Annotated in this window: 3 protein-coding genes; all 3 read right to left on the reverse strand. The window is 43.4% G+C overall.

Translation table 11 applies throughout. The annotated features are described in order from the left end of the window. Positions 1-399: 399 nt before the first annotated feature. Genes H6550_00035 through H6550_00045 form a run of 3 tightly spaced genes read right to left on the reverse strand, consistent with a single transcriptional unit; the run spans position 400 to position 4,270 of the window. A complete protein-coding gene (locus H6550_00035) occupies positions 400-2,778 on the reverse strand; it encodes a TonB-dependent receptor (protein ID MCB9044501.1) in 2,379 nt (792 codons plus the stop codon). Further along, complete coding sequence (locus H6550_00040) at positions 2,775-3,689, reverse strand: DUF4249 domain-containing protein (GenBank protein ID MCB9044502.1); 915 nt, start codon at positions 3,687-3,689, stop codon at positions 2,775-2,777. The genes H6550_00035 and H6550_00040 overlap by 4 nt, the downstream gene beginning before the upstream one ends. Next, entirely contained in the window at positions 3,689-4,270 is a 582-nt protein-coding gene (locus tag H6550_00045) for a hypothetical protein (protein MCB9044503.1), read from the reverse strand. Before H6550_00045 ends, H6550_00040 begins: the two co-directional genes overlap by 1 nt. Between the last annotated feature and the right edge of the window lie 371 nt (positions 4,271-4,641).

Consider the following 4,641-nt stretch of genomic DNA (forward strand, 5'->3'; position numbering starts at 1 on the left):
GCGCAGAGTCGCGGTGGCGCGTGTTTTTGCACTCGTGGTGCGATGCAGGGTTATGATGTTATTTGTTTCTTCTCGCGTTGGCAAAAACCGTGACACCAGCAGGGGGTCCCCGGCGGGAGCCGGGGCAGGCCGCACCGCCGACCACTTAACGGTCCTCTTTAGCCAGAAAGTTCTCGCGGTGCGGAGCGCCAATGACATATACCGACCTGTTAGGTTTAGGGCTTATTCACCTTTGGTATTTTCAACTAAACAATTAACCGCCGTTCATTAAAACTCGCTGAAGGCTCTTCACGCATTGGCAACACCATTTTTCTAGCAGAGAACCTACTCATGCGTGATGTGCCTGAAAGCCAATATTGACAGAACGATTTCAACTTCTTAAGCGATACAGGATCTGATTCAAAACTTAATACTATAACTAATTGATGGAATAATCGGGAAATAGCTTCGCTGCTTCAAGGCATACCTTTGAGTGCCCGGTATTTCGTGATGATGCGAATCATACTCAGCTGTTCTTTCAATAAAATAATAATACGGGTTCTGCCGGTTATAAAGATTGTAAATGTTAAAACTAAGTGTACGCTCACCCCACCTGACCTCTTTGTAGAAATTTATTCCCACGTCAAGCTTATGGTATGCCCTCATTCTCGATGAGTTCAGGTCTCCGTAGATCAGACCATAGTCCTGGTAACTACCCTCCGCGTTAAGATTGTCACTGGGACTGGTAATCATTCTGTATCTTCCCGTGGCCAGTGTATAAGGATTACCGGTACCATACACCCATGTGGCTGATAATTGAATATTGCTTCTTATCCTCTGGAGATACACAATACTGATATCGTGGTTCCTGTCATACTTAAAAGGAAACTCCTTCCCTGAATTAATATTATCAAACTGACGTGTGGTCTTTGAGTAAGTGTAGGCGATCCAGCCAGTCACCGGCCCTGCTTTTTTCTGCAGGAGGACCTCCATTCCGTATGATTTTCCGGTTCCGTTTGTCTCAACCTGTGATTGCCAGTCGATCGATGAGGAGAGTGACGATATACCTTCCTTGTAGGTAATAAGGTTATTCATCGTTTTATGATAACCCTCCAGGCTTGCATCAAACAGCCCATCACCGAAGGTTCTTTCAATTCCAACAGCATACTGCATGGCTTTCGACGGCGCTATAAGGTCAGTTACCGGGACCCATGTATCATTTTGCATGTTTGGTCCTGAACCTGTTAGCAGGTGCACATATTGTGTCATGGTTGAAAATGATGCTTTCACGAATGTGCCGCTTCCAAGTCTGAGGCTTGTAAGCACTCGTGGCTCGGCCGATGAATAATTCCTTCCCGATGTCCGGTAGTTGGAAAACCTTAATCCAATATCTGTAAAGAACCTGCCACCTACGGAGATCTCATTCTCAATATAGGCGCCAGTTTCAAACCCATGCTGTTTACTGCTTCCCATGACCGACTTCGTTTCTTCAAAGTCGCCTGTGGTTTGAAACGTCATTGTATTGGGTTTGAAAAAATGCCAGATACCCGTTCCTCCATATTTAATTGAATAGAAACGATTGACATAATAGTCAAAGTCTATCTTTGCGGCAACATCAATTATACCTGAAAAATACCTGTATGACGACTCTTCTTTAAGGTCATCAGCCTTCATAGTGTAGTTAAACTCATTATCCAGGCGATACTTTGTGGAATAGACAGTGAGGTTGCTGAACAACCTGTCTCCGTAGACATGGTTCCACCTGAACGAACCGAGAATATTCCCCCATTGGAGAGCCATCTTGCTTACCTCATGTTCTATCCTGTTTACGGTCGTTATTTTGTCGTCACCTGAATAGATGCTGAGATAAACCCTGTCATCAGGTGAAAAACAATGATTCAGCTTTGCATTGAAATCATAGAAAGTGTAACCGACAGATACCCCGCTGCTTGAAAAATAGGTAAGCGGCTTGGTTATAAGATCATACATGAGCCTCCGTATGGATATCAGGTATGATGTTGTATCTTTTTTTATTGGGCCTTCAATCATGTATTTTGAAGCAATCATTCCTATCATGAAATTTCCATGCTGCTCCTTCATGTTCCCCTCTTTCATTCTGATGTCCAGAACAGACGATAAGCGGCTTCCATACCTTGCCGGGAAGCCTCCTTTTATCAGTTTCATACTGTTTATGGCATCTGAATTAAATGTAGAAACAAAACCTCCCAGATGGTTTACATAATAGACCGGTACATCATCAATGACTATCAGGTTCTGGTCAGGACTGCCTCCTCTGACATAGAGGCCGCTTGAGGCCTCATTGCCTGACTGAATCCCGGGCATCAGCTGAAGTGTCTTAAGGATATCCGATTCTCCTCCCAAGGCGGGCAGTACAATGACTTTCGATACAGGGACTGAAATTGTGCTCATCTCTTTTTTCCTGTCATATGTAAGAGGACGGGGAGCTTTAACCGTGACCTCCTCAATGACAATATCGGATATGAGTTCAAAGTCGATTTTCAGGTTTGCGTCCGGAAGAACCTTTATGGTATCCTGTATGTAACCCACAAATGATGCCTGAAGCCGTATTGTATCTGCTTCCGGGAGGCGCTTCATTGCATAGTAACCATAACCGTTTGTGATGGCATATGAACCGTCATCAATGCAAACAACAGTAGCGCCGATCAGTTTTTCTCCCGTTTCAGCATCGGAGACATATCCGCTTATGGTTACCTGCTGGCCATGGGTCATGACCAAGGCAAACATAAACATAGCTAATATGAATGTCAGTCTTTTCACCTGATCACAACATTGATCGTTTTATTGTCTGATGAATAACCGGCAAAGATGCCGTAACCTCCGGTAATGTTTGAGTACATATGTACCGGATCCGGCAGCCCAGTAAAAATGTTGGATTCCAGGCTGTACTGGTAGATTATCTGCTTCCTGATATAATTGTAATATGACTCGGATATTGAGCGGAGAGACACGAATAAAATATAACCGTATTCAGGCCCTTCTCCGATTAGAGGCATCTCACCTGTCTGAATCCAATAATTTGCCTTAATGCTTGTCTGTTCCCCGTCAAATAATTCATCAGTAAATACAATGGATTCAGCATAATAATCAAGCAGGCCTGTTGAAACCAGTACAGGATCTGTACTGTACTTAAAACCAACACTATGACGATAATTAAAGCCAGCCACATAGTAATCTGCGATAACGGAAAGCTCATAAAAGTTCGGCCCTGGTTTATCTGTAAATTCCAGCTCCAATTGCATAACCGGATGATTGTTATCGTCCATCATAATCGAATCCCTGTGAACATATGATTCAATCATTGTCTTCTCAGGAATGCTGTCTTCAGATGACACGTCATCCATTTCAGGCGCACTGACAAACAATGAGTATTTTTCATTTCGCAGGGCTACTACATCTGAATAGTAGTACCCGTTATTGAAAATGAGGGTGTCAATTTCTTCATCATTGCAGAAAAGCCTGACTAATCCATTTTCAACAGTTGGAGTTGAATAGTCGAATGCTGACGCGGTTTTACTCAGATGGACCCTGATCCTTTGCCCGTCAGTGAAAAGGCTGTTGACAACAAGTACAGGCTCATGTGATGGAACATCGATTTCGATGATCTTTGTGCAGAATGTGCAGCCGATCAGCAAAACTGCATATAGAGGTATTTTTACAGGCCTGTTCATCAAAAATGATAATTCACTTTATATGAGAAGACATAATTCTTACTATTGACGAAATCAATATTGGAGAATTTAATATAGAGATCGATGCTGAACCTACCGGATCTGGAATAGAGTGAGGCACCAGGACTAAGGCAAAGGCCAAATCTGCTCTCCCTTAATTCCGGTAGCCACTGATTCTCCTCCCAGTACCTGTAAGAATAGTATGGTAAAACTTCAGCAAAAACCCTGACTCTGCTCTCCGGGAAAAATGAATACCGGGCAAAGGCTCCGGCTCCCAACCTGAAAAAAAACAAGTCGTTACCGGATTTGAGATTGACCGGGAAAAACCCATTTACCTCCGGCCCTGCTGAAAAATGTGGTGCCACATGGTAAGCGTATCTTATTCCAAAGACCAGCTCCGGCATGAAGCCCCGAAAGAGGTTTTCATCAAGGTAGGGATTAAGTTGCAGGCCTAACTGGTTCATGTATGTGCTAAGAATAGTTTCTTCACTTGTTGTCTGAGCACTGACTGATTGCGTGATTAAAACCATTGCAATGAGATATAGAAGTTTCAGAAAACTTGTTTTTTTTATTGTATTCATTTTGAGGTGGTAGTATACGATTTTGTTTTAATTCGGATTCTATCCCTGGATGATTGTCCGAGTAATGCTTTTTAATCCTTCAAATAGTGGTAGGTTACTTGTACTTTTTGCTGAGAAGTAACAACCTGAAAACCATTAAAAGCATGTGTTTGACAGTGCGAAGCACTGGCAAACTCTTGCTTTTTCAGTATTATTTTTCTTCGTGAATATTTTAGCCTTAAACCTAACGTTCGGCGGTATGTGGCGTTGGCGCAGAGTCGCGGTGGCGCGTGTTTTTGCACTCGTGGTGCGATGCAGGATTATGATGTTATTTGTTTATTCTCGCGTTGGCAAAAACCGTGACACCAGGAGGGAGCCCCCGGCGGGAGCCG

It is taken from the genome of Chitinophagales bacterium (assembly GCA_020636495.1).
Lineage (GTDB): Bacteria > Bacteroidota > Bacteroidia > Chitinophagales > Chitinophagaceae > UBA5543.